A 3548-nucleotide genomic window follows, 5' to 3' on the forward strand; every position below is an offset into this window, starting at 1 on the left:
CGGCCCCGCCCTGGCCCAGCTCCCCGCCTGGCTACACCACCAGCTCGCCGCCCACCAACTCTCCGGCCCCCGCCTCACCCAGGTGCTGACCCAGACCTGGACCCAGCTGCGCGCCCTGGGCCTGCGCGACGCCCTGGACCCGGCCCCCGCCCTGGCCCGCCTCACCCTGCCCTGGCTCGCGCTGGCCCAGGACGTGGCCCGCTTCGTCATCCGCACCGAGGCCGCCCTGCTGCGCTGGCTCGTCGCCGCCGTGCTCGGCCCCGACCACGCCGCCCCCGTGCTGCGCGCCCTCGACCAGGGCGGCGACCTCTTGCTGCGCATCCTGCGCCACCCCCTGCCCTTCCTCACCAACCTCGTCGCCGCCGGCCAGCGCGGCTTCGCCAACTTCCTGGCCCACGGCCCCCGCCACCTGCTGGCCGCCGTCCAGGACTGGCTGCTCGGCGGCCTGGCCCACGCCGGCCTGCTCCTGCCCGCCAAGCTCGACGTGGCTGGCCTGCTCGATGTGCTCCTGCAAGTCTTCGACCTCACGAAGGCCGCCGTGCTGCATCGCCTGCGTCAGCGCCTGCCCACCTTGCCCACCGAGCGCCTGCAACAAGTGCTCACCCAGGTGGGCGGCGTGGCGCTCACCCTCTGGCAGCACGGCCCGCAAGCCGCCTGGCAAGCCATCAGTGCCCACGCCCAGGGCCTGCGCGCCCAGGCCCTGGACTTGGTGCAGCAGCAGGTGCTGGCCGTGGCCGCCAAGGCCGTACCCCTGTTGCTGGCCTCACTGGCCGTGCCCGGCGGGGCCTTCCTGCAACTGGCTAGGGGGCTTTACAATGGGGTGATGCTCTTCGTGGAGAAGGGCAAGCAGCTTGCCCAGGTGGGCCAGGCCCTCTTCGCCTCGGCCGCCGCCATCGCCACCGGCCAGCTCGCCCCCGCCGCCCAGGCCGTCGAGAATACCCTGGTCAAAATCCTGCCCGTGGCCCTGAACTTCCTGGGCCGCCTGCTACGGCTCGACGCTATCCCTCAGGCCATCCAGACGGGTTTGAAGAAGGTGCGCGTGCCGGTGGAGAAAGCGGTCAATAGAGTGCTTGATACTGTTGCCGACAAGGCTAAAGCTATTTGGAGCACGCTCAAGGCCGGCGCGGGTAAGGTCGCTGACAAGAGTCGGCAGGTCGCGGCCACTGTGAGCGGTAAGGTCGCTGGCTGGCTCGGCTTGCGCGAACGGTTTTCCGTTGGAGCTGAGCAGCATACGCTCTATTTCGACGCCAAACAGCCCGACACCTTGTTCGTAGCTAGTACTCCACAGTCATACGCTGACTTTCTGACCGAGATTGCCAGGCACGTTGTGCCGACCTCGCCTACCGCCGCGCAGGCGTATCAGAAGGCACAACCTCTCGCGCAAAAGCTTGACGCAAGCTTGGCTACCCAGGCGGTAGGAGTCGACATCACGGCGACCGTTGCGGCGCTGCTCAAAAAACTCGTGCCTTACACTATCGTTCTGATGAAAGAGCGGGATGTGCAGCTCGGGCATCCTGCCGCTGGCACGTATGAGGTCGTCTACGGGGGCGTCACGTCCACCGGTGGGTTCGGCCGCAGCATGACGGCTACTTTCTCTGGGCCAGCCATCCTGAGCCAGGCAGGTAGCCAGCCGAAAAGCAGCCTGCGCACGGCGGCCAATTTTGCAGACCTGAACGAGCGCCGGCGCGGCGGGTCGCGCTACTACGTGCTGGGGCACTTGCTCAGCCAGGAGCTGGGGGGCACGGGCAAGGAGTGGTATAACCTGACGCCGCTGCGGGGTGCCGACAACGGGGCCCACGAGCGAAAAGTTGAACAGTTTGCCAAGCGCTACAAAGGCGGGCCGGAAGTGGTGGCCTACACCGTGCTGCCCACCTACGGGCGCACGGTCAATACGAGCCTGATTAGTGCGCTCAGCGGCGACCCGCAAGCCGCCGAAAAGGCGCGCATTATCACGGCCGAGCAGCACGTGCCGCTGAACTTGGTCTGTATGCTGCGCGTGTGGGACCCTCGCCTACCGGGTGGCAGCGGCGAACCGGGCAAACTGGTCGAGCGCAAGGACGAAACCATCGACAACCGCGTCACGCAACACCCGGATGATTACCAGCTTGAGAAAGTAGCGCTAGCAGTGCCTATAAACAGCGGCTTGTACATTAATTTGGTGAAGGCGGGTTTGCGAGGCGAAGAGGCTATCACTGTACGAGCAGCGGTTACCCTAGGCACAGCAAGAGGTTACGCACCTATTACTGAAGCAAGCGTACTCTTTCAGTTGGCTAATGACCTGCAAACTCAACAGATGGGTGCTAATGTAAAAAGAGTGCTCGGCAGTGTGTCGCCAACACTCGACAAAGTCCGTTTTGCTCAACTCATAAAAAATGGTCGACTTGCGTTGGCTTAATCAGGTTAAGGTTGTAGACTTATCTTCGCTGCCGCACCTTTATCTTGCTTAGCTATGGAATACGGGTATAATTATTACCTCATGAACGCTTTATGGACCTGTGAACAGCTGTTTGAGATTACAGAGTCACGACCAATTGGCATAGCAGGGAAGAAATCCTGGTCGAAGGTTCCCCATCGTGAATGGGTGCCTGAACAGTTAGTTAGCTTCGCCAACACTTTTGGCGGGAGTGAGGTGAGTTGGCGTAGCCCGGCCGACGGGTCGGGTCGGCCAGCCTGCACGGGCGGCGTCAACTTCCTGCCCGTCGAAGAAATCTACGCCGATTGGGAGGGCAGCGTGTACTTCGGCTTTCCAGAGGAAAGCCCGCGCCTGCGCCAGTTTAAGCCCGTCGATTACTGCCAGCCCGAAGCCTTCGTGGGTCTTTACCACGACGAAGAAAAGAGCCCGGCGCTTTACTACTACGCCCCCGGCGAGGGCCAGAACCCCTACCCCTTGCACCTGGACCTGGAAGGCTACGTGCAACTTCTTCCTTATACGCTGGGCTACGAACACTGGCAGCTGGCGCTGCTGGAACTACTGCCGGATGATGGCCGCAACCCGGCCCACCGGCTGGAGTCCGTCACACCCGCCCTCCGGCGCGACCTGAGCGCCTGGTATCCCGAGTTTGACTACGAGGCATTTGTGGCCCGCTACCACGAATTGAAGCGCAGCTAAACGCAGTGCGCGCTAAGCTGGCTGTACGTGTGCGTATGACCAGTGCCGGCCGATATGGGCCGGGCGAGGCAGCGTATGGAGGCAGGCAATTCGCCCACTCTGTCAGAGTGAAATTCTGGTAGAGCGGGCGAATTGCCTGCTTTTCTCATTCGCGCCGCCCCCGCCCCGGCCCTGCTGGCCGCCGTGCCCCCGGCGCTCGCGCCCGCCGTGGCCCTGCTGGCCCACGCCGCCCAGCAGCAGGCCCCCTACCAACTCCTGGCCCACGCCCTGGGCCACGACCCGCTCACCGGCCGCCCCGCCCCCGCCGCCCCCCGGGCCCTGGCCCGCGCCCTCGTCGGCCTGCTGCCCGACGGCCCCGCCCGCTTCCAGCAGCTGCAAGCCGCCGGCCCCGCCCTGGCCCAGCTCCCCGCCTGGCTACACCACCAGCTCGCCGCCCACC

The 3548-nt window shown here is 64.9% G+C and carries 3 protein-coding genes; all 3 read left to right on the forward strand.

The window, feature by feature from the left end; genetic code table 11:
* A partial coding sequence (locus tag VFO93_RS22130; RefSeq protein ID WP_325136559.1) for a hypothetical protein occupies positions 1–2395 on the forward strand: 2395 nt, incomplete at its 5' end.
* Positions 2396–2581: 186 nt separating this feature from the next.
* Complete coding sequence (locus VFO93_RS22135) at positions 2582–3109, forward strand: hypothetical protein (protein WP_325136560.1); 528 nt, start codon at positions 2582–2584, stop codon at positions 3107–3109.
* Between the two features lie 132 nt (positions 3110–3241).
* On the forward strand, positions 3242–3548 hold a 307-nt coding region (locus VFO93_RS22140; protein ID WP_325136561.1), incomplete at its 3' end, for a hypothetical protein.

It is taken from the genome of Hymenobacter sp. (assembly GCF_035709525.1).
In the GTDB taxonomy this organism is placed as follows: domain Bacteria; phylum Bacteroidota; class Bacteroidia; order Cytophagales; family Hymenobacteraceae; genus Hymenobacter.